Source organism: Variovorax sp. CAN15 (assembly GCF_030462475.1).
In the GTDB taxonomy this organism is placed as follows: Bacteria; Pseudomonadota; Gammaproteobacteria; order Burkholderiales; family Burkholderiaceae_C; genus Variovorax.
The window spans coordinates 191925-213833 of record NZ_JASMRZ010000004.1 but is presented as its reverse complement, the minus strand read 5'-3'; the positions used below and the strand labels follow the sequence as shown (position 1 = coordinate 213833).

Genomic DNA, 21909 nt, shown 5'->3' with positions numbered 1-21909 from the left:
CGGTCAGCCAGCGCCACTGCCCGGGCGCGAGCTCGGCGGGCAGCGCCAGCTCGCCGATGCGCGAGCGGTGCAGCCCCTCCACCCGGTTGCCGACCGCCGCCAGCATGCGCTTGACCTGGTGGTACTTGCCCTCGGTGAGGGTGAGCCGCAGGTGCAGCGGGCTGTCGGACTCGCAGGCGGCGGCGCGCACCGGCTTCGGATCGTCGTCGAGCACCACGCCGGCCAGCAGTTTCGCGATCTGCGCTTCGTCCACCGGGTGCTTGGCCGTCACCTCGTAGACCTTGGGCACATGGTGCTTGGGCGAACCCATCTTGTGGATGAACTGGCCGTCGTCGGTCAGGAGCAGCAGGCCGGTGGTGTCCTGGTCGAGCCGGCCGATGGCCTGCACGCCCTGCACCGCGCCCTTGTTGGGCCGCAGCCGCAGCGGGGAAGGCAGCAGCGTGTAGATGCTCGGGTAGGTCGAGGGCTTCTGCGAGCACTCGGTGCCGGCCGGCTTGTGCAGCATCAGGTAGGCCTTCTCGTGGTACTCCCACGGGGTGCCCTGGACGATGTAGTGGAGTCCTTCGGGTTCCAGGTCGGCGAACGGGTCGTCCACCACCTCGCCGCCGATGCTCACGTGGCCTTGCTGGACCAGCCCCGCGCACACGCGGCGCGTGCCGAAGCCCTGGGTGTAGAGGATGTCTTGCAGATGCATGGGAAAAGAAAAAAGCGGCCGCCCCGCCAAGGGTACGGCCGCCTTCGAGTTTGCCGCAGGATCAGTACCCTGCCGCCAGCCCGGTGTTGCGGCGCGGGTCGTTGGCGCCGTAGAAGCGGTTGTTGCCCACCGGCTTGCCGCCCAGCGACGGCGCGCCGACGATGATGGCCGCAAGGTGGTTGGCCGGCTGCGGAACGCCCAGGTTGTGACCCATGTCGGTCAGGATCTTGCGGGTGTCGGGGCTCAGCGCGTAGGCCTCGACGTTGGTGACGTCAGGCAGCCACTGCTGGTGGAAGCGCGGCGCGTCGACGGCTTCCTGCACGTTCATGCCGTAGTCGATGGCGTTGATCATGGTCAACATCACCGCAGTGATGATGCGGCTGCCGCCCGGCGTGCCGACCACCATCACCGGCTTGCCGTCCTTGGACACGATGGTCGGGCTCATCGAGCTCAGCGGGCGCTTGCCCGGCTCGATCTTGTTGGCCTCGCCCTGCACCAAACCGTAGAGGTTGGGCACGCCCACCTTGGAGGTGAAGTCGTCCATCTCGTCGTTCAGCAGCACGCCGGTCTTGGCGGCGGTGATCTTGGCGCCGAACCAGTCGTTCAGCGTGTAGGTCACCGAGACCGCGTTGCCCCATTTGTCGGCGATCGAGTAGTGGGTGGTGTTGCTGCCTTCGTGAGGCGCGACGCCGGGCTTGATGTCCTTGGAGACGCCGGCCTTCTTCGGATCGATGACGGCGCGGATCTTCTCGGCGTAGCCCTTGTCGAGCAGCCGGTCGAGCGGGTTCTTCACGAAGTCGGGATCGCCCAGGTAGCTGTTGCGGTCCACGTACGCGTGGCGCATGGCCTCGATCTGGTAGTGCACGGCCTGCGCCGAGTGGTAGCCCAGGTCCTTGAGCGGGTAGCCCTCGAGAATGTTGAGCATCTCGCAGATGATCACGCCGCCCGAGCTCGGCGGGGGCGCCGATACCACGCGGTAGCCGCGGTAGTCGCATTCCACCGGAGCGAGTTCGCGCGTCTTGTACTGGTCGAGGTCGGCCTGCGTGATCAGGCCCTTGCCGGCCTGGCTGGAGGCCACGATGGCGTTGCCGACCCAGCCCTTGTAGAAGCCGTCCGTGCCCTTGGCGCTGATCTCGCGCAGCGTCCTGGCGAGATCTTTCTGCACCAGCTTGTCGCCCACCTTGTACGGCTCGCCCTTGTTCAGGAAGATGGCGGCCGAAGCCGGGTCTTCCTTGAAGTCGGCCGTGGCGGTGCCGAGCAGGTCGATGTCGCCTTGCTGCAGCGTGAAGCCCTTTTCGGCCAGCTGGATCGACGGGGCGAGCAACTCGCCGCGCTTCATGGTGCCGTACTTCTCGCGCGCGTACTCCATGCCCGAGACGCTGCCCGGCACGCCCACCGCGAGGTGGCCCTTGGTGCTCAGGCCCTTGATGACGTTGCCGTCCTTGTCGAGGTACATGTTGGCCGTGGCGGCCAGCGGCGCCTTCTCGCGGAAGTCGAGAAAGGTCTTGCGGCCGTCGGCCAGCTGCACGGTCATGAAGCCGCCGCCGCCGAGGTTGCCCGCTGCGGGATACACCACCGCCAGCGCGTAGCCCACGGCCACCGCTGCGTCGACCGCGTTGCCGCCGCGCTTGAGCACGTCGACGCCGATCTTGCTGGCCAGGTGCTGCGCACTCACGACCATGCCGTTCTCGGCGGCGACGGGCGCCACCGACGCCGCGTTCGTCGCGCCGGCCGCGGCCAGCACGAGGACCGCCGCGACGGCGCCCCTCAGTTTCGGAGTCCAGTGGATTTGTTGCATGTTGAAGTCTCCTCTAGGGCGTGTTGAAGAATCTGTTGTGTTGATCGAATCAGGCCGTGAGCAGTGCCTTGCGGCGCAATGCATCGAGCGCAAGCGCGACCTGCTGGCGCGCAAACTCCCTGACGGCCGCCGGCTCGGTCAACGGCTTGTCGTCCTTGACGAAGCGCAGCCGGTCGCTGCGCACCTCGGCTTCGAGATGTTCGGCCAGCGCTTCATGCGAATGGGTGCCGTCGAGGAGCGGCAGCAGGCTGCGTTCGAGCAGCGACACCGTCACGTGCTCGTGCCATTGATTGCACGTGCTGGCCGTGACGCCGGCGCCCTCCACCAGGGCCACCGCACCTCGTACCGCGGCCAGCGTCTGCGGCAGGCTGGAAACCGTCTCGGCAGTGAGTACCGGCGAGCGCCTGAAGCGCAGGGCGCCGAGGATCAGCAGTTCCTCGACCATGGCCATCACAACCGGCTCGACCACCGCCACGGGCTGCCCCACCAGACCGGCCACGGCCCCGATGAGAGCGCCAGCGGGCATCGAGGCCGGATAGCGCGTGTCAAGCAGATGCGCCACCGCCTTGTGCACCGGATGCCGCAGCCTGACCTTGAGGCCGCGCTGCGCATTGCAGGGCTGCTCGCGCGCGTCGAGGGCGAGCGCGGTGCCGTCCTCGGTCTTGAAGATGCCCGCGAGTTCGAGCTGGCGGATGCGCGCCGGCTGCAGCTTGTAACGGATGTCCCTGGCGTGCGGCTGGCCCACCAGCAGCGTCTGGCGGAACGTGCGGTTGACCAGGAAATCGAGGTACTGCTCCATGAGCACTTGGCTGCCGCCGCACTCGCGCAGCAGCGGATCGCGCACCTTCTCGCCATAGTTCTGCACGAACATCGTCGACGGCTCCGCGTCGCACAGGTATGCAAGGCCGCGGGCCTGTGCGCGCGAGACGAACTCCTTGAAATAGCATGGCGCGTTGCAGGGCTCCAGGAACTCGTGCAGCAGGTAGGAGCTGTTGGCGCTGCGCACGATGGGCATGGCCTCCTCGAGCGTCTTCTTGAGCACGCTGTCGGGGCGGGCCGATTGTTCGAGGAAGTCGAGCATGCCGCGCGCGTAGGAGAGCTTTTCTTCGGGCGTGTCGCGCGGCCCTCCGCGCAGGACCATGGCATCGCGCACGATCTCGCGCGCCTTCCAGCCTGGGTAGACGTTGTAGCTGATGTAAGCCACGCCGTTCGGTGCGAGGTTCTCGCTGCAGACACGCAAGATCGCGTCCTGCACCGGGCCCGGCACCCAGCTGTAGACGCCGTGGCAGACGATGTAGTCGAACTGGCCGAACGAGGCATCGACCTCCGCCAGGTTGAACACCTTGAGCTCGATGTTCGACAGCCCCGCGCGTTCGATGGCAGCCATGCCCTGGTCCACCTGCACGGTCGACAGGTCGACGCCGACCGCGCGCGCCTGGGGATGACGGGCAGCGAAGGGAATCAGGTTGCCGCCAGCGGCGCAGCCGAGCTCCAGTACGCGGGCCGTTGCGGGGAGCGGAACGTCGAGACCGAAAAGAAAGGCCAGCGCTTCCAGGTGCTCCATCGCCGATTGCGGGAACGGATGCGAGTCGTAGGGCACCGTGTCGTAATAGCTGGTCAACTCGGAAGTCAGGGAATCCGGCACGGGCGTCCTTTTTCGGGATCTGGGCAAGTGGCAGGAAGGAGCGCAGAGACGATCGCAGACAGTGACCGCGATGTGACAGTGCTCGCTGACTATAGCCGTGACCACAGGCCGTGGCGCAATAAAAAAGCCCGGCCGATTGGCCGGGCGTGAAAAGCCTATCTGCTTGGCATTGCGTCAAGGCCCCCGCACAGGTTGACCAGCGGGGGACGGTTTACCCGTCAAGGAGAAACTGGGATGGAAAAGACCGGGATCGGAAGAACATTCGCCGCTTTCCTCGGGGCGGGCGACCGGGCGGAGCCAATCCGCCGCAGCGTCTTCCGGCCACATCGCACGCAGACGCGCGTCGCGCCACAGGGTTCGTGCGACGTCCTCCAGATCGAGGGCGTCCACCGTGTGCCACCGCTGCTGCAACCGGTGCGCGCAGGCGGCGATCCAGAGAGTGGCGGGCATGTTTTCCATGGGAGTAGTTTACTGTATATTTGTACAGTCTTTTCAACAAGGAAGTCCGCCATGCCGTCGACCGACGAAACGACCGCCCCGCCGAACTATCCGCTCAAGGAAGCGCTTGCCTGGATCTCGAAGTTCGCACATGCATGGAAGGCCATCGAGCCTTCACCCAGGAGCCTCAGCATCGACGGCTTCATCATCTGGGGACCGGTGCTCTATGAGAAGCACAAGGACGAAGATCCGGTCCAGCTTGCAAGGCAATTGTTCGGCCGGTCGGGCGAATACTTCAGGTATCTCTACCCGGGTCGCGGGCGCAGCTCCAACGATCCCCGGTCTTAGAATGCCCCGATGATTTGGCGCACACTGCTTCCGCTCGCCCTGGTCCTCGTCGCCGGCTGCTCCACTCCCCCCAACGAGGTGACGCAAGTCCGTGAAGGGGTCCTGCGCGCCATGACCTATGTCCAGGCATCCGACTATTGCGATGCGCGCGACAAGACGCCGCGCTGGCTGGGCAAGGCTCCTGCGGAACAGGGCGTCCTCTTCCAGTGCTATTGACAGCGTCGAACTGAGCTGACGCTGCCAGACCCGGTGCACGACTTCAAGCGCCCACGCGGTCGTCCTACACAAGCGGACGAATCCTGGAAGAAGACGCGCCCATGTCATCCGAAAACAATTTGCTGACAACTATCGCCGTGAGCAAAAAAGATGACCATCAAGGAGATTTGCCGGCTGCACGGGCTCGATCTCGAACGAGGAAGCCGCGTATTGTGTGACGGCAGGTTCGGCACGGTAGCCGGAGCGAGCGGAAGGTTCCTGCGAGTTAAGTTCGACGGAAACCAGATCAGCAGCCCTTGCGATCCGCTCGATGTACAGCCGATCGATCAAGCAACCGGAAGTACACCCCCCGAACGGCCCGGACCGGGGGCCAGCCGTCTCGGCCTCCCCCCCTGATCCACGCTCGCCGGCGAGTGCCTGGTTGTCTTGCCGGGCACATATGAACTCAACTCGTCCGCGCAGGCCTTGAAACCGTATTCACCGCCATGCCACGCGCGTTCTCGAGCAGATCGTCACGGTGATCGGCACGCGCAGATGTCGCAGACAGACGAACCGCGGCGGCTGAAAGCCGAGTTCAAGCGCGTGACCGAGGAGCGCGACATCCAAAAAGGCCGCCGCGTACTTTGCCAAGCAGTCCGAAGTACGCGTTCATCGAGCGCTAGAAAGGCGAGCACAGCGTCCGCAGACTGTGCAAGCTGTACTCACCGCCTCCACCAGGCTGAAACAGCCCAGCGTCGGGGCGACGAGCGATAGCCTGAGCAAGATGCAACCTCAAAACGTGTGCCGGATCCCGATGTCGTATCCCATAGACCGCCGCGGTGCGTAGCCCGAGCCGCCGACCGCACCGGTCGACAGATAGGGAGCAGTTCCGGTGGCCGCGCCGATGATCGCGGCATTGTTCTGGGCATCCTTAGCCCGGATCCAGGCAGCCGTTGCATACAGTGCCGTCCGCTTGGAAAGGTTGTGTTCGTATCCGATCGCGAACTTGCTGACGGAAGCGTCGCGACGCGGCGTGAATGGCGTCGCCAGCGGCCCCAGGTCGTTGTCGAACTTGACCCGGGAATAAGCTGCTTTGATCAACCCGGGGCCCACCGGAACCGTGACCCCGACGAGACCGCCGTTGTACTTGTCGACGTCGCGGACGACGAGCAGGCCCCCTAAACCAGATGGCGCTGTCGTGGTCGACTGATCCTTGACCCGCGACAGTTCACCGAAGAGTTTGACAACCCCGAAGTTGTAGGAAGCTCCGAGATTGAACGTCTTGATCTTTTCGTTCGCTCCCACGCCGGTGGGGAGTCCGAGCGCATTCACGGCAGTGGCATCCGCCGCGGTGCTTTGCCCATAGGCCACAGCGACATCGAGAGGTCCGGAGGCATAGCCGAAACGCCCGCCGGCAAACTGCCCTTTTCGTGTCGGGCTTCCGGCCAAGCCGCTCTGTGCAACGTTCTCGTGCAGCGCATATTGCAGCTGGCCGTAGAAACCACCGAGGTTGGGCGGCAGGAAGTATCCGATGCTGTTGCTGGTGCGCAGGTAGTTGTCGGAAGCTGCGACAGCGGAACCCGGTCCCCTGGCGATGGCCAGATTCGTCCCTACCGTGGATATCACGTTCGCCCCGACGCCGATCGTGCTGAACGGACTGAACACCGAATCGTTCCAGAAGGTCGGCGTGAAATCGCGCCCCAGCCGGATTTCACCGAAGCCGCCGGACAGACTGATTGTCGAGCGACGCGAGAAGCTGGTCAGTCCGCCAGCGCCCGAATCGTTGGCGAGTGGAGATTCCAGCCAGAAGCTGGCGGCCAGGCCTCCGCCCAGGTCTTCGGTTCCGCGGAATCCCAGCCGGCTGTTCGAGTTGGCGCTATTGGACAGGACCGTTTGAGTTCGGGTGACCGCATTGCCATTCGCGGGGAGCGGAACGATGCGGCCGGAGTCGTTGTAGAACTCGCTTCGAGCTGTGTAGTGGCTGATGGCAGCGTCCACAACGCCAAAGAGCGTCACGGACGATTGAGCGGAAGCAGCGGCGGCAGAGGACAGCAGCGCTGTTGCCACGAGGGCGGTTTTCATGGATGTCTCCTTTTTCTGGTGGGCGGGAAAAAAACAAGGGAACGTCACTCGGGCTTGAAGCCCGCGCTTTTCAGGAGGTCGGCGCTCTGGGTTACGTACCCTGTGATGTAGCGAGCGAATTGATCTGCATCCTGGCTCACGGGGTCGATGCCCAGACCTGCAAATGCGCCGGATCTGGTGAGCTCGTTGACGGAGGCGTTGATCGCCTTGTTGAGAAGTTGCACACGCTCCGGTGCCGTGCCCTTCGGCGCCCAGATGCCGTACCAGGACGCATAGGTCAAGCCGGGCAACCCGCTTTCTTGCGCTGTCGGCACCTCCGGCGCGAGCGGACTGCGTTTCGGCGAAGTAATCGCGACCGGCTTGACGCGGCCGGCTTTCGCCAGCGGCAGCACCGAGATCATCGAGTCCAGCATCAGCTGCACATGGCCACCCGCGACATCAACCAGCGCGGGCTGCGTGCCCTTGTAGGGAACGAAGCTGAATGTGACGTTGCCTTGCTTGGCCAGCAGAAGCGTGGCCAGGTGGCTCGGCGCGCCAGCCGCCGGGATCGCGGCCGTCCACGTCGTCTGCTTCGCGGCGGCGAGCAGTTCCGGCAGCTTCTGCACTTCGAGTTGCGGCGCGATCACCAGCATCAACGGCGCCTCGGCGACGCGTGCCACGGGAGCGAAATCGACGACCGGGTCGTAAGGTGCGTTGCTCAGCACCTGTTTGGCGAGGACATGGGTGGCCGCCGAGAACAGCAGCGTGTAGCCATCGTTGGCCGCCGTCTGCACTGCCTTGCCGCCAAGCACCCCGTTCGCGCCGGCGCGGTTCTCCACGATCACTGAGACGCCGAGTTGGGTTTGCAACCTGTTGGCGACCAGCCGAGCCGTAGAGTCGACCCCGCCGCCTGCGGCAAAGGGAACGATGATCCGGATCATTCGATCCGGAAACTTGGCAGTCTGCGCGCCCGCGGGTGCCGCAAAGATCGTAGCGAGGGCAATCAGGCTTGGGATTTTCATCATGTCTCCAGTTCGTTTTGGGTGGGTCATGGCGAGATCTCCTCGAGTGCGCGGTTGGCCGTTTCGACCATGCGCTGCGCCGCGAAGAATCCGACCACGTTGGCCAGCGCGAACATCAGGAAGACCGTCGCGATGCCATGGGAAGTCAGGACGATCCCGACGATGGCGGGAGCGGTAGCCGATGCCACGCGCAACCACGATGTCGCCAATCCCGTTCCGATCGCGCGCATCCGGGTCGGGTAGATCTCCGGCGTGTAGAGATAGAGCAGCACGGTGGTCGTGCCCATCACCGCGTAGGCCGTGGACGCCAGCACCACCACCGACCAAGGGCTGCCGGCGCCGATCGCGGCGAGGAGGCCCAGCAACAGGCCACTGACCAGGAAGCTGGAGGTCGCCCATCGGCGCCGGCCGACGCGATCGACCATCAAGGCGCATACCAACACGGCGCAGGTACTGAGAACATTCGTCAGAGACGCCATGCGCAGCGACTCCTGCAGCGGCAGGTGATAGACCGTGCGGTAGAGCGTGGGCAACCAGTTGTTGATGCCGTTGGCGACGAAGTAGGAGGATGCCCACAGCACCCAGACGACCAGCGTGCGCGGTCGGTACAGCGGTGAGAACAGTTCCTTCCACGATCCCTTTCGGGTGCTGGCCAACCCGGTCGCGAGGGCAGCGACTCGAGCCTCGACCTGGTCCTTCTCTCGCGTGATATCCAGGCTCCTCTTCGTGGTGCTCGCCTCGATGCCGGCGATCACGCGCTCGGCGTCGGCAAACCTTCCCTTCGAGGTGAGCCAGCGGGGAGATTCCGGTAGACGCGCCATGAAGACCAGGATGAGCAAGCCCGGAATGCCGCCGACGAGAAACATGTATTCCCAGCCGAAGCGAGGCACGACGAATGCGCCGACCTGGGCCGCCGCGAGCAGCCCCAAAGGAAAAATCAGTTCATAGAGGATGAAGAAGCGGCCGCGTCCCTTCGCCTGGGAGAGTTCGTTGATGTAGGCGGCCGCGATAGGCACCTCGCCGCCGACGCCGATCCCTTGCAAAAAGCGCAGTGCAAACAGCACGTCGAAACTGCCGGCCGTCGCGCATGCGATGCTCATCACCGACATGAGGGCCACGGTCGCGGTGACGCTCGGCACCCGGCCGTAGCGTTCCGCGAGCCATCCGAACAGGAGAGCACCGATGACCTGACCCGCGTAGCCGGAGGCGATCAGCATGCCCACCTGCAGGGGCGAGAGGTGCCAGAGCCCGATCAGGACCGGCAGCACGAACGCCAATGCAAGCGCATCGAACGCGTCGAAGAAAGTGGCGCTGCCCATGATGATGCGGGCCTTGGTGTGCCAGCGGCTGAACGGCACGTTCTCGATGCGAAACAGCAGTCCGGCAGCCTGTTGAATGGCGCCCCTGCTCTGTCCCGTCTGGGTCGAATCGACTGTCATCTTGTCTCCGGAATCTTTTCTGTTTGAGTGTTGGAGCCGCGGATCAGGGCGGCGCGCCTGCTAACCTGGGCCCGTCTCGCCGGATATGCCGGCGCACCATCACGTCCAACGTCTCGTCCAGAGACGCCGCATCGACGCCACGGGTAATGAAGACGATCCGCGTACGCCGATCCGGGCTGGGCCAGGTCGCAAGAAACTCCGGCGGCGCAAAGAGGTGCTGCACGCCGTGGATGACCATGGGGCGATCGGGCTCTTCGGCAAGCTGCACCAGCCCCTTGACGCGCAGCAGGTCCTCCCCGCGCATCGCGATGACCATGTCCATCCAGGCGGAGAACGCAGCGCGCGGCAACGCGACATCGCGAACCACCATGAACGACGAGATGCCATCTCTGTGCCGTGTGGCAGGCTGCGCGCCCTGCGCTGCCGGCCTGTAGAAAGGCGTCTCGCTCACATCCACATCGCTGCCTGAGGCCTTGCGAACGAGATGAACGAGTAACCGCAGCTGTTCCTCGCGGCTGGTATGCCACGGCGCCGCGGTGTTGATGCCACGCACGCGCTCGAGAAGGGCTGTTGGAGGCGCTGCGGCTTCCAGCAAATCGGTCTTCGTGAGGAACAGGTCGTCCGCGACCGCGATCTGCCGAACCGATTCCGGGTGACGGTCCAGTGTCCCCATGGCCAGCACCGCATCGACGGTGCACACCAGCCGACCCAGTGCGAATCGGGCGCGGATTCCGGCGTCGCCCGTCAGCGTGCGGATGATCGGACCGGGGTCGGCCAAGCCGCTGGTTTCGATCAGCACATGGCGCAATGGGCGATCCGTTCGCGCGGCGAGCCGGCCCAGCGCGTCGACAAGATCGCCTCGTACGGCACAACACAGGCAGCCGTTGGCGAGCAGCACGGTGTCGTCATGGGCTTGTGCGATCAGGTCGTGGTCGATCCCCACTTCGCCGAATTCGTTGACGATGACGGCGACACCATGGAGCTCGGGCTCACGCAGCAGTGCGTTCAGCAGCGTGGTCTTGCCGCTGCCGAGGAAACCCGTGAGCACGGTCACCGGCACTCGGGCGACACGCGCTTCAGGCTCGGCCAGCAAGGAAGAGAAATGTCCGCCCATGGTCAGTCCCGCGCCTTGGGTCCGTGCAGCTCTGCGAAGGAGCGCAAGGTCTTCTCCAACTTGGGCAGCAGCCATTCGGCCACTGCCGCCGAGAGCTGGTCGTTGCGAGCATCTTCCAGAATCTGGCGCAACGGTTGCGGTGGCATTCCTGCCTTCTGCAGGTCGCCGAAGAAATCGACCACCTCCGCAATGCCTGACCGCAAGCCGTTGTCTTCGAGGTAGCCGACGATGTCCAGTTCGAAGTCATCGAGCCGCAGGCTGATGCCGCCTGTACCGCAAGCACAGGCACCGCCCAATGCCACATGGAGCATCGACAGTTCGCTCCACAGCGACAACAGGCGGTCGGCGCGCTGCGAGACCTCGTCGGCCATGACTGCGATCACTGACCGTCCCAGGCGACCGCAGGCGACGGGATGCTCGCGGCTTTCCCGGGAGCGCGGCGCAGACCTTGCGTGGCGTTCCCGTCCACCTCGCCGCGCGAATCCAGCGCCACACGGTAGACCTCGCGAGCGACTTCCGCGCTCACATAGCCTTCGCGCACGTCCTCGGCCACCAGGTCGACGTCACGCTCCAACGGGTCACCGAAACCGCCGCCGCCGCCCGACAGCATCTTGTAGGCGTCTCCGCGCTCCAGCCGCACATTGAAGATCTTGGCGTTCAGGTGGTCGGTCTTCCACTCGCCCTTGTGGCGTACCGCCAGGCCGTTGCCCATGGCATCGCCACCGCCCTCCAACCCCCAGGGCTTGCAATGCACCCGGTCGATGCGCGTGGTGACGGTGAACGGCGACAGCGCCTGCACCACCATCTCGGCGCCCAGCCCGCCACGGTACTTGCCGGCGCCGGCGCTGTCCCTGCGGATCTCGTACTTCTCCACGAGCACCGGGTACTTGGCTTCCAGCTGCTCGGTCGGGCTGTTGTGCGTGTCGCCATCGTTGATGCAGACGGTGACCGAGACGCCGTCCTCGGTGCTCTTGGCACCCCAGCCGCCGCCCAGCGGGCCAATGCCCACGATGAACAGTCTCCCGTCCTCCGGCGAAATGCCGTGGATATTGGGGAACACCAGGTCGGCATGGTGGCCGGCAATGGAGCGGTCGGGAATGGCTGGTGCGAGTGCCTTGAAGATGGTGTCGATCACCGTCATCGGGAACGTCATCCACACCCGCATGGGGTATGGCCGCTCGGCACTGATCACCGTGCCCATCGGCATGATGACCTTGAGCGACCGGAAGCTGCCGTCGTTGACCGGGTAGTCGGTGGGCGTGGTCAGACACTTGTAGGCCACCTGCGCACAAGCGATGCCGGTCGTGAAGCCGGAGTTGTAGAAACCGCGCACCTGCTTGCTGACGTCCGACAGGTCCACGGTCATCTCGTCGCCCGCGACCGTCACCTTGACACGTATCGGAATGCGCTTGCCGATCTCCAGACCGTCGTCATCCATGAAGGACTCGGCCTCGTAGACTCCGTCTGGAATCGACAGCGTGTTCTTGCGCGCCACTGCTTCGGATGAATCCATGATCTGGCGGATCGAACCATTCACCGCCTCGGCGCCATAGCGCTGCAGCAGCTCGACGTAGCGGCGCTCCCCGGTGGTGATGGCCGTGATCTGGGCACGCAGATCACCCAGGGCGCGCTCGGCCAGCCGCACATTCATCGCGATGATGTCGATCAGGTCCTGGTTGACCACGCCCTCGCGCTGATACTTCAGGATGGGAATCTGGATCCCTTCGCTGAAGATATCGGTGGTCACATTGCCGAGCGTGCCGCCCACGTCCAGCCAATGTGCCATGCAACAGGTAAAGCCTTCCAGCTTGCCCTCGTGGAATATCGGCATCGTGAACGTGAAGTGGTTCAGATGGCTGCCTGTGGTGTACGCGTCGTTCGTGACGAGGATGTCGCCAGGCAGGATGTTCTCGTAGCCGAAGTGCTTGATCTTCGCCTTGACCGTCTCGGACATGCCTCGGATGAACATCGGCAGGCCCAGGCCGATCGAGACGGTGTCGCCCTCCTTGGTGAAAAGGCCGACCGTGAAGTCCAGCGCCTCGTAGATGATGAGGTTGTAGGCGGTGCGCGTGAGGTTGGTCTTCATCTCCTCCGTGACCGCGTACAGGCCGTTGCGGATGATCTCGACGGTGACCGGGTCGATCGGCTTGTCGTGCGGGTTGCTCATGTCCTGTCGCTCCCAATGGAAATTTGAAGGTTGCCCAGTTCGTCGACGCGCAATTCATCGCCCGGCTGCACAACGGTGGTGGAGGCGTGCTCCTCGATCAGCGCAGGCCCTGCCACGACGTTGCCCGAGAGCAGCAGGTCGCGCTTGTAGACCGGCGTGTCCGCCCAGCCTCCCGAACGGAAGTACACCGGCTTGACGACGCGCAGGGCTGCCTTCTCGGGCTGCTCGGAGCCCGTCTCGACACTGTGCTTTGGCGGCTTCTTCATGGTGCCCAGCACCGTGACGCGCAGGCTCACCAGGTCAGCAGGTTCCTTCGGCGCAGAGGTGCCGTAGCGCACCTTGTGAAGTTCGTCGAACTGGCGCTTGATCGCCGAACGGTCCTTGCTCTCGAAGAAGGCCATTGGGAGGTCGACCGTCACTGCGTGTTCCTGGCCGACATACCGCATGTCGGCGGCGCGCTCGATGACGATCCCGTCGGCTTTGACACCGGACTGCGCCAGCGCGGCGCGGCCTTCGTCTTCCATCCCCTGGTAGAGCGATTCGATCTCTTCGAACGACACGTCGTTGAGCTTGCGGAACACCGAGCGCACGTAGTCGTAGCGCAGATCGGAAAACAGCATGCCGTAGGCCGAGAAGTAGCCGGGAGCGAAGGGGATGAGCACCTTGCGGATGCCGATCTCGCGCGCAATGGCCGAAGCGTGCAGCGGACCCGCACCGCCGTAGACCACCATGGTGAAGCTGCCGGCATCAAGGCCGCGCTCGGTGGTCACTGCCTTCACAGCATGCGACATCTGCGTCACGGCGATGCGAAGGATGCCGTCGGCCGCCTCGGTCGGATCCAGCCCCAGCGGCCCGGCGACGCGCTCGCGCATCTGGTGTTCGCAGCCGGCCATGTCGAGCTTGAGTTCGCCGCCCAGGAAGTGGTCGGCGTCGAGCCGGCCCAGCAGCAGGTTGGCGTCCGTCACCGTGGGTTCGGTGCCGCCGCGGCCGTAGGCCACAGGACCGGGAATCGAGCCGGCGCTCTGGGGGCCGACGCGCAGTGCGCTGCCGGTTTCAACGCGCGCAATGCTGCCGCCACCGGTGCCCACTTCGTGGATGTCCATCATCGGGATCTGGATCGGCAGCGCGCGTTCGTAGCCACCGATCAGCGCCGAGCCTGTCGTCAGAGGGCGCCCCTCGCTGATCACGCCGGCCTTGGCTGTAGTGCCACCCATGTCGAAGGCGATCGCATCCCCCATGCCCAGTTGAGCGCAGATGGCCTGCGCGCCGATGACGCCGGCCGCCGGGCCCGACTCCAGCATGCGCACGCAGTCTCGCCGGGCATGCTCGCTGGGAAAGAGCCCGCCAGTGGACTGCACGACGTAGAAGTCGCCCTCGAACCCGCCCTTGGCAAGGTGCTTCTCCAACTCGCCGAGATAGGCCGACACGCGGGGTCCGACGTAGGCATTCGCCACGACGGTGGAGACGCGTTCGAACTCCCGGTACTCCTGTGAGAGTTCGTGCGAGGCACTCACGAACGCGCCCGGCAGTTCCTCCTGCAGGATCTGCTTGACGCGCTGCTCGTGCGCGGGGTTGCGATAGGAGTGCAGCAGCAGCACGGCCACCGCCTCGATGCCCTGTCCGCGCAGTTCTCGCGCGAGTTCGCGCACGGCCGCCTCATCGAGCGGCTTGTGCGTGCTTCCATCGGCGCGCAGCCTTTCCGCAACCTCGAAGCGCAAGGAGCGCTTGACCAGCGGCGTGTGCTTGTTGAAGAAAAGGTTGTACGCGTCCGGACGATTGACGCGGCCGATCTCGTAGATGTCGCGGAACCCCTCGGTAATCAGCAGCGCTGTGTTGGCACCATTGCGCTCAAGCAGCGTGTTGATCGCGATGGTCGAGCCGTGCAGAAAAAGATTGCCGTTGTGCACGTCGATGTCTGCGCTGTCCAGCGTGTGCTGGATGCCGTCGACGAGTTGCCCGTGCGTGGACAGCGCCTTGCCGAACAGGAGCTTGCCGGAGACTTCATCGAAAGCCGCCATGTCGGTGAACGTGCCGCCGATGTCGACGGCTATGCGCAGCTTGGCGCTGACGGGAGGCACCGCCTGAGATTTGTTTGCCATGGTGATTTCGTGCGGTCAGGCCGCAGTACCGATGCGGTTTTTGAGAATGCCGAGGCCAGTGATTTCGACCTCGACCACATCGCCGTCCTTCATGTACACAGGCGGCGTGCGGCGGTCGCCCACGCCACCGGGCGTGCCGGTGGCAATCACGTCACCAGGGGACAGGGGGGTGAAGCGGGAGATGTATTCGATCAGCACCGGGATGGTGAAGATCAGGTCGGCAAGCGATGCCTTCTGCATGATTTCGCCATTGAGGCGGGTCTCGAGGGTCAACGCGTTGACGTCCGGGACTTCATCGGCGGTCACGAGCCAAGGGCCCAGCGGACCGGTGCCGGGGAAATTCTTGCCCGGGGTCCACTGATGCGTGTGGCGTTGCCAGTCGCGCACGGTGATGTCGTTGAAGCACGCATAGCCGGCAACATGGTCGAAGGCTTGTGCCTGAGAGATCGCACGCCCCTCCTTGCCGATGACGACGGCGAGCTCGCCCTCCCAATCGAAGCGCTCCGAGAAAGACGGGCGATGCACGACGTCCCCATTCGCGGCCAGTGAATCCGCGAAGCGCACGAATAGGGCGGGGTATGCGCTGTCGTCGCGCTTGGTCTCAGCGACGTGGGTCTTGTAATTCAGGCCGACGCAGATGAACTTCTGCGGGGTGGGCAGGACCGGCAGGGCCTGCGTCGCTGCGGCCTGAATTGAAATACCACTGCTGATCGCGGCGTGCTCGAGCTCGCGTTGTGCATTAGCGCGCAGCACTGCGGCGAGGTCCGGATAGCGGTTCAGAAAGTCGGCAGGGGGTTGCAGATAGCGGTCTGCCTGTGCCACTCCGTAGGTGGCTCGTCCGTCGTGTTTGAAGCTGGCGAGTTTCAAGGTATCTCCTTGGGATGGATCTCTGCGGGTTTGGAATTTCGTATGCCCTAGCGAAGCGCTGGACCAAATGTAGAAATTGGCGAGCCATCCGCCTAGATAGAATTCAGGCGTTTCAGAGTTGCCAATTTAGGCATGGCTCTTAAGGGAAATCCCTATGAACGTCGCAAGCGTCAGGCTCTTCCTCGAAGTGGTCGAGGCCGGTAGCCTCAGCAAGGTGGCTGCACGCCGCCAGACGGTGCAATCGCATGTCAGTCGCCAGATCAGCGAGTTCGAAGCCGCACTGGGCGGCCCGCTCTTTCGCCGCACCGGCCGTGGTGTGACCCTGACCGAACTGGGCGCAAGGGCTGTGGTGCGACTGCGCTCATGGCTGCAGGAAACGGAACGCCTTACGGAGGAACTGCGCACGGAGTCAGGCAAGCTGCTCGGTGAAGTCCGGATGGGCATCATTCCTTCAGGCGCACATCCACTGGTGACCCGGTTGTTCGAGCGGCTGCGCTCGGAGCACCCGGGTATCCGTCTCAACATTACCGAGTCTCAAGGCACTGAACTGGACACGCTGCTGGACAGCGGTGCTGTCGATATGGCGGTCCTCTTTCGCTTCAACCGCCCGAGCGGCCGAGAGGAGAAGCTGTTGAGCGTTGCGCATACGTACCTGGTCTCTGCCCCTGGCGACGAGATCACGCGGGAGTCCACTGTGAACTTCTCTCGTCTGTCCGGACTGCAGTTGGTCCTTCCGCGCAGGCCCAGTCATTGGCGCGAAGCACTCGACGAGGCGGCACGCAGCCTCGGATTCAAGCTCGTATCCGTCGCCGAAGCGGACTCATTGACGGTGCAGAAGGAACTGGTGGCCCGGACGCCGGGCCTGTACTCGGTGCTCGGTCCGTACTCGATGACTGCCGAGTTGCAGAGTGGCCGTCTGCAAGCCAGCAAGCTGGTGAAGCCCGATCTGGTCCGGCATGTGTGAACGGCGGTCAGGAAGCGCGCTTATTCGGCGGTGAGAAGGCGCTTTTGTTCATCGGCGGTGAGGTGCCGTTTCCGTGACCGGCGGCGAGGCGGCGGTTTTGCAGTGATCGTTCGTGTGGGATGGGTCGCGCAGCAGGCCGCCCTGCAGGGCGGCCTGCTGCGCGGCGGCGCGTCGTGACGGCCACGGTCCTCTGGGAGGGTGGGCTGCGAGTGCGGTAGAACTCGGGGCATGCCCGAGTCGTAGGCGGGCACGGCGGCGGCCGTTGGCCTGGCAGCTTCATTCCGCACGCCGTGCCCTACAACACGCCGAAGCGGATGCAGCGCCAGTGTATTGCGAACGGGCCGGGCCCGCTCGCAGCAGCGGGGCGCCGCTCTGAGCGGCGAGGTCCTCGGGAGTGACCCCGAGGAGCCTGGCAACTGGTCGACCATCCCGCCCGCCTGTTCGTGTGCGCGCGCTGCCGTGCACAGGTGCTGCTGTGCAGTCGCTGCGATCGCGGCCAGCGCTATTGCGGCCCGGCGTGCTCTCGCGCAGCACGCCAGGACTCGCAGCGCGAGGCCGCACGGCGCTACCAGGCAGGCCGCGCCGGACGCATGGCGCATGCCGAGCGCGCACGCCGCTGGCGCCAGCGACGCCGCGAACGCGAGCGGCCGTGCCACTCAGTGGCCGCGTTGGACACTGCCGCCACCAACATCGTGACGCATCAGGGTTCCCCGATCCCGGCCCTCGGTGCTCCACTGGCCGCGCCTGAGCAAGCCCACGTGCGCGCGCCCTCCGTGTCCGATGCGACGCCGATCGCCTGGCGCTGCCGGCGCTGTGCCGCGGCGCTGTCGCCCTGGACTCGCCAGGGCTTCCTGCGTCACGCCCGCGCTTCACGCTGGCCTGCTCGCCTCATCGATCCCTGTCCGTGAAGGAGACACCTTGGTTATCCATGCCGATCTGAGTGCGCAGATCCTGCGTCTGTACCGCGCCGAGCGCTGGCGCGTAGGCACCATCGCCCGCCAGTTGCATGTGCATCGCGATACCGTGCGGCGCGTGCTCGCGCAGGCCGGCGATCCCGCGCCGGCTTCGCCGCTGCGGCCCAGTCGCATCGATCCGTACCGCGACTTCGTCCTCGCGACCTTGGTCAAGTTCCCCACGCTCACCGCCGCGCGGCTGTTCACGATGGTCCACGAACGCGGCTACCGCGGCAGCCCTGAGCACTTCCGCCATGTCATTGCCGGCATGCGCCCGCGCCCAGCGGCCGAGGCCTTCCTGCGGCTGCGCACCCTTGCGGGTGAGGCCGCCCAAGTTGACTGGGCTCATTTCGGTCACCTGCAGATCGGCCGTGCACGCCGACCGCTGATGGCCTTCGTGATGGTGCTGAGCTACTCGCGGCGTATCTTCCTGAGGTTCTTCCTCGATGCCCGGATGGACAGCTTCCTGCGCGGCCATGCCGAGGCCTTTATCGCCTATGGCGGGTGCGCGAGGGTCCTGCTCTACGACAACCTCAAGAGCGCCGTACTCGAGCGCGTAGGCGACGCCGTGCGCTTCAACCCCGAGCTGCTCAAGTTCGCCGCCCATCATTGCTTCGAGCCGCGCCCGGTGGCCATCGCGCGCGGGAACGAGAAGGGCCGGGTCGAGCGCGCCATACGCTACGTTCGCGACAGCTTCTTCGCCGCCCGTGCCTTCATCGACCTGGACGATCTGAACGCTCAGGCGCGCGCCTGGTGCGAGGGCCAGGCGTCGCAGCGGCGCTGGCCGGAGGATTCACGCCTGAGCGTGAACGATGCCTTCGAGGTCGAGCGATCGAGCCTGCTGGCGTTGCCCGAGCGCGAGTACCCGCTGGGCGAGCGCGTGGCCGTGCAGGTGGGCAAGACACCCTACGTGCGGTTCGACCTGAACGACTACACGGTGCCGCACACCCATGTGCGGCGCACGCTGTCGGTGCTTGCCGATGACCGGCGCATGCGCGTCTTCGACGGGGCACAGGAAGTCGCCTCGCACCCGCGCAGCTATGACAGCGGCCAACAGATCGAGGATCTGGCCCATATCCAGGCGCTGGTGGAGCGCAAGCGCGCCGCCCATGCGCATCGCGGCACCGATCGGCTCGCCCATGCTGCGCCGGGGGCGCTCGCGTTGCTCAAGGCGGCGGCCGCGCGCGGCCACAACCTGGGCACCATCACGGCCGCGCTGCTGCGCTTGCTCGATCGCTATGGCGCCGCGCCCCTGCAGGCGGCCATCGGCGAAGCGCTCAAACGCGATGTGCCACACCCCAACGCCGTGCGCCTGGCACTGGAGCGCGCCCGCGAGGAGCAGGGCCTGCCGCCGCCCACCGAGCTGCGCCTGAGCGAGGAGGTCGCCCGGCGCGACGCGCCGGTGCGCTCGCACGCGCTGGCGTCGTACGACCAGATCGTGCAGGCCTCACAGCCCGACCAAGGAGATCGCCGCGATGAGTGAGACACCGATGAACGCCGCCGAGTTGCGCGAACAGGCCCAGGGCCTCCGTCTGCATGGGCTTCTGGCCCATTGGTCCGAGGTGATGGCCGACGCCGATGCGGCGCAGCGCATCGCGCAGTGGCTGCGCTGGGAGCTCCAGGAACGCGGCCGACGAAGCCTGGAGCGGCGCCTTCGCGATGCGCACATCGGGCAATTCAAGCCCGTCGCCGACTTCGACTGGAGCTGGCCCACGCAGATCGATCGCGCAGCCATCGAGGAGCTCATGACGCTGCAGTTCCTCGCCGATGCCACCAACGTCGTGTTCGCCGGCCCCAACGGCGTGGGCAAGACGATGTGCGCCTGCAACCTGGGCTACCAGGCCGTGCTGGCAGGACATACGGTGCTGTTCGTCACCGCCGGGCAGTTGCTCGGCGACCTCGCGGCGCTGGACAGCGACTCGGCCCTGCGCAGCAGGCTGCGCCGCTATGCCGCGCCCGATCTGCTGCTCATCGACGAGGTCGGCTACCTGTCCTACTCCAACCGCCACGCCGACTTGCTCTTCGAGCTGGTCAGCCGCCGCTACCAGCACAAGAGCACCGTGGTCACAACGAACAAGGCGTTTGCCGACTGGGGCGAGGTCTTCCCCAACGCAGGGTGCGTCGTCTCGCTCGTGGACCGCCTCATGCACCGCGCCGAGGTCGTGCGCATCGAGGGCCAGTCCTATCGCGCCAAGGAAGCTCAGGAGCGCCTGGCTGCGCGTTCCAGGCAGCGCGCAGGCAAACCTGTCAGGAGCAAGAAGTCATGATTGGGCTGCTGCCGGTTTCGTGGACACCGACCTAAGCTTTTTGAGCTTTCTCGAACTGTATCGGACTGACGTAGCCGAGCGTCGAGTGACGACGCGTCGGGTTGTAGAACCGCTCGATGTAATCGAACACATCAGCGCGGGCCTGTTCCCGGGTCCGGTACACCTTTCTAGCCGTGCGCTCAGTCTTCAGTGAACTGAAGAAGCTCTCCATGGCCGAGTTGTCCCAGACCTCGCCCGCGCGGCTCATGCTGCAGGTGATGCCTTGCTCCTTGAGCAGCTCCTGGAAGTGCTCGCTGGTGTATTGGCTTCCTTGATCGGAGTGATGCAGCAACGCGACCGGCTTGCCCCGGCGCCACACGGCCATCATCAACGCATCGGCCACGAGTTGCGAGGTCATGCTGTCCTGCATCGACCAGCCGACGATGCGACGCGAGTACAGGTCGAGCACCGCAGCGGCATACAGCCAGCCCTCGGCCGTCCAGATGTACGTGAAGTCGGCCACCCACTTCTGGTTGGGCGCATCAGCCTGGAACTGCCGGTCTAACACGTTGTCGGCGATAGCGCTGCGCTGGCCTCGGTCTTGCGGCAAGCCTCTGCGTCGTGGCCTCGCACGCAGGGCCTGTTGACGCATGAGCCGTTCAATGCGGTGCAATCCGCATCGCTGACCGAGTGCCAGCACGTCATGCCACACGCGCCGGGCACCATAGGTGCGGTCACTGCCCAGGAAACTCTGACGCACCTGGCTGCCGAGCACCTCGTCTTCCAGACTGCGTTGGCTTCGGGGCCTGCTAAGCCACGCATAGAAGCCGCTTCGCGAGACACCGAGCGCCTCGCACATCATTGCCAACGGCCACGTCCCTCGGTGTTTCGCAACGAAGCCGAACTTCACATCGACTCCTTGGCGAAGTAGGCCGCCGCTTTTTTCAACAGGTCACGCTCCATGCGCAGCTTGGCGTTCTCCTTCCTCAAACGCTCCAGCTCAGCCTGTTCGGGCTTCATCACGCCATGACCAGGGAACGCCTGCTGCGGGTCCGCAGTCGCCTCACGTACCCATTTGCGCAGCACGTTCTCGTGCACATCGAGGTCGCGTGCAGCCTGCGCCACCGACACGCCTCGTTCCTTCACCAGCTTGACAGCCTCAAGCTTGAACTCTCGGCTGAATTGCCTTCTCGTTCCCATGAACCACCTCCGGTTTCATTTCACACCTTAACAAGGTGTCTTTGAAACCGGCAGCAGCCCAGATGTCCGAGCGCGAACAACCACCAACGCTTCCCACCAACTGGACTGCCGAGCAGGCCCTGGCCGTCTTCGAGTGCCTGCGCGTGCTGCGCGAGCAGCTGTGGAGAATCTACGGCCGCGACGTCCAGCAGGCCTGGTACGACCAGCTCGTGCACGACGAGCCGCCTGCGTCCTTCGATCCGGACGAGCCGTTCTGAACCCCGCTCACCCAACCAGGGCCCCGCAAGGGGCCCTCTTCCATTGCGCCTCAACCACCTGCAAAACCGCATCCTCACCGCCGAATAGCAGCGGATTTACACCGCCGCCAACAGCATGTGACGTTGGCTTTTCCCAAGCAGGGCAAGCTCTCGCCGGCGAGCCGCGTTGTCGCGGAGTTGGTTCAGCAGCTGGTTGAAGCTTGGGGCGGCCAACTTACCGAACCGGCGACTGATGTCAAATAGGGAGTCGGCTACTCGCCCAGGTTGCCTCGGGATGAACGGGTGCTCGACCTTGGCTCGAATGCTGGCCTTCATCTTCTCCACTCGCTCATGGGGGGCTTCCGCCCAGCTGCTCCAGCGGGTGGCCGAGGCTCTTCGCGACTATCAGCTGTTCTTGAGGCC

Annotated in this window: 18 protein-coding genes and 1 pseudogene; 6 read left to right on the top strand and 13 right to left on the bottom strand. The window is 65.0% G+C overall.

Annotated elements, in window-relative coordinates:
- The 4 genes from QMO14_RS05815 to QMO14_RS05800 form a co-directional block, all read right to left on the bottom strand.
- Positions 1 to 694, bottom strand: a 694-nt coding sequence (locus QMO14_RS05815; protein WP_301505377.1) for a pseudouridine synthase, incomplete at its 3' end; no start/stop codon positions are given.
- A 61-nt stretch (positions 695 to 755) separates the two neighbouring features.
- Positions 756 to 2492, bottom strand: coding sequence for a gamma-glutamyltransferase (gene ggt / locus QMO14_RS05810; RefSeq protein WP_301505375.1), 1737 nt, complete (start codon positions 2490 to 2492; stop codon positions 756 to 758).
- A gap of 49 nt (positions 2493 to 2541) precedes the next feature.
- On the bottom strand, positions 2542 to 4137 hold the full coding sequence (locus QMO14_RS05805) for a class I SAM-dependent methyltransferase (RefSeq protein WP_301505373.1): 1596 nt from the start codon (positions 4135 to 4137) through the stop codon (positions 2542 to 2544).
- A gap of 174 nt (positions 4138 to 4311) precedes the next feature.
- Positions 4312 to 4596 (bottom strand): hypothetical protein, encoded by a 285-nt coding sequence (locus QMO14_RS05800; RefSeq protein ID WP_301505371.1) that lies wholly within the window; start codon positions 4594 to 4596, stop codon positions 4312 to 4314.
- Positions 4597 to 4647: 51 nt separating this feature from the next.
- On the opposite strand from QMO14_RS05800, the gene QMO14_RS05795 reads away from it, so the two are divergent.
- Together QMO14_RS05795 and QMO14_RS05790 are read left to right on the top strand one after the other, a co-directional pair.
- The gene (locus QMO14_RS05795) at positions 4648 to 4923 is read left to right on the top strand and encodes a hypothetical protein (RefSeq protein ID WP_301505370.1); all 276 of its coding nucleotides are present in this window, start codon (positions 4648 to 4650) and stop codon (positions 4921 to 4923) included.
- Positions 4924 to 4932: 9 nt separating this feature from the next.
- Positions 4933 to 5139 (top strand): hypothetical protein, encoded by a 207-nt coding sequence (locus QMO14_RS05790; protein WP_301505368.1) that lies wholly within the window; start codon positions 4933 to 4935, stop codon positions 5137 to 5139.
- Between the two features lie 771 nt (positions 5140 to 5910).
- Here QMO14_RS05790 and QMO14_RS05785 read toward each other — a convergent pair.
- The 8 genes from QMO14_RS05785 to QMO14_RS05750 are packed head-to-tail and all read right to left on the bottom strand — an operon-like array spanning position 5911 to position 15887.
- Positions 5911 to 7200 carry a porin gene (locus QMO14_RS05785; protein WP_301505366.1) on the bottom strand — a complete coding sequence of 430 codons (1290 nt, stop codon included), beginning with the start codon at positions 7198 to 7200 and terminating at the stop codon, positions 5911 to 5913.
- Positions 7201 to 7244: 44 nt separating this feature from the next.
- Positions 7245 to 8201, bottom strand: coding sequence for a tripartite tricarboxylate transporter substrate binding protein (locus QMO14_RS05780; protein WP_301505364.1), 957 nt, complete (start codon positions 8199 to 8201; stop codon positions 7245 to 7247).
- A gap of 26 nt (positions 8202 to 8227) precedes the next feature.
- The gene (locus QMO14_RS05775) at positions 8228 to 9640 is read right to left on the bottom strand and encodes an MFS transporter (RefSeq protein WP_301505362.1); all 1413 of its coding nucleotides are present in this window, start codon (positions 9638 to 9640) and stop codon (positions 8228 to 8230) included.
- Positions 9641 to 9683: 43 nt separating this feature from the next.
- Positions 9684 to 10754 (bottom strand): GTP-binding protein, encoded by a 1071-nt coding sequence (locus QMO14_RS05770; RefSeq protein WP_301505360.1) that lies wholly within the window; start codon positions 10752 to 10754, stop codon positions 9684 to 9686.
- A 2-nt stretch (positions 10755 to 10756) separates the two neighbouring features.
- A complete protein-coding gene (locus tag QMO14_RS05765) occupies positions 10757 to 11125 on the bottom strand; it encodes a hypothetical protein (protein WP_301505358.1) in 369 nt (122 codons plus the stop codon).
- An 8-nt stretch (positions 11126 to 11133) separates the two neighbouring features.
- Positions 11134 to 12921 carry a hydantoinase B/oxoprolinase family protein gene (locus QMO14_RS05760; RefSeq protein ID WP_301505356.1) on the bottom strand — a complete coding sequence of 596 codons (1788 nt, stop codon included), beginning with the start codon at positions 12919 to 12921 and terminating at the stop codon, positions 11134 to 11136.
- Positions 12918 to 15020, bottom strand: a complete 2103-nt coding sequence (locus QMO14_RS05755; protein ID WP_301505354.1) for a hydantoinase/oxoprolinase family protein — start codon at positions 15018 to 15020, stop codon at positions 12918 to 12920. Before QMO14_RS05755 ends, QMO14_RS05760 begins: the two co-directional genes overlap by 4 nt.
- A 15-nt stretch (positions 15021 to 15035) precedes the next feature.
- A complete protein-coding gene (locus tag QMO14_RS05750; RefSeq protein ID WP_301505352.1) occupies positions 15036 to 15887 on the bottom strand; it encodes a fumarylacetoacetate hydrolase family protein in 852 nt (283 codons plus the stop codon).
- Between the two features lie 154 nt (positions 15888 to 16041).
- Here QMO14_RS05750 and QMO14_RS05745 point away from each other — a divergent pair.
- The 3 genes and pseudogenes from QMO14_RS05745 to istB form a co-directional block, all read left to right on the top strand.
- Positions 16042 to 16848 (top strand): annotated as a pseudogene (locus tag QMO14_RS05745) (LysR family transcriptional regulator); the annotation flags it as partial.
- A 921-nt stretch (positions 16849 to 17769) separates the two neighbouring features.
- On the top strand, positions 17770 to 19287 hold the full coding sequence (gene istA / locus QMO14_RS05740) for an IS21 family transposase (protein WP_301505348.1): 1518 nt from the start codon (positions 17770 to 17772) through the stop codon (positions 19285 to 19287).
- Positions 19280 to 20071, top strand: a complete 792-nt coding sequence (gene istB, locus QMO14_RS05735) for an IS21-like element helper ATPase IstB (protein WP_301505346.1) — start codon at positions 19280 to 19282, stop codon at positions 20069 to 20071. Before istA ends, istB begins: the two co-directional genes overlap by 8 nt.
- A gap of 31 nt (positions 20072 to 20102) precedes the next feature.
- Here istB and QMO14_RS05730 read toward each other — a convergent pair.
- A protein-coding gene (locus tag QMO14_RS05730) for an IS3 family transposase (protein ID WP_159275353.1) occupies positions 20103 to 21250 on the bottom strand; the annotation gives its coding sequence in 2 pieces (ribosomal slippage) (positions 20103 to 20983 and positions 20983 to 21250; 1149 coding nt in all).
- Between the two features lie 62 nt (positions 21251 to 21312).
- Here QMO14_RS05730 and QMO14_RS05725 point away from each other — a divergent pair.
- The gene (locus tag QMO14_RS05725) at positions 21313 to 21507 is read left to right on the top strand and encodes a hypothetical protein (RefSeq protein ID WP_301505343.1); all 195 of its coding nucleotides are present in this window, start codon (positions 21313 to 21315) and stop codon (positions 21505 to 21507) included.
- The last annotated feature ends 402 nt before the right edge of the window (positions 21508 to 21909 follow it).